This is a genomic window from Deinococcus alpinitundrae (assembly GCF_009982895.1).
GTDB classification, from domain to species: Bacteria; Deinococcota; Deinococci; order Deinococcales; family Deinococcaceae; genus Deinococcus; species Deinococcus alpinitundrae.
Genome location: NZ_WXZL01000216.1, coordinates 1 through 277, shown reverse-complemented (window position 1 = coordinate 277; position 277 = coordinate 1). Strand labels below are relative to the sequence as shown.

Annotated in this window: 1 pseudogene; it reads left to right on the top strand. The window is 38.3% G+C overall.

The annotated features are described in order from the left end of the window. Nucleotides 1–21: 21 nt before the first annotated feature. Nucleotides 22–277, top strand: a pseudogene (locus GUI70_RS25610) (Asp-tRNA(Asn)/Glu-tRNA(Gln) amidotransferase subunit GatB); the annotation flags it as partial.

Here is a 277-nt window from a genome sequence, read left to right as displayed (position 1 = left end):
AAGCGTGCAGTAGACTGGGCAATGCGTGCTGCAATGGCACTAAATATGGAAATCGCAACAGAATCTAAGTTTGACCGTAAGAACTATTTCTATCCAGATAATCCAAAAGCATATCAAATTTCTCAATTTGATCAACCAATTGGTGAAAATGGATATATCGATATCGAAGTCGACGGTGAAACAAAACGAATCGGTATTACTAGTCTTCACATGGAAGAAGATGCTGGTAAGTCAACACATAAAGGTGAGTATTCATTAGTTGACTTGAACCGTCAAG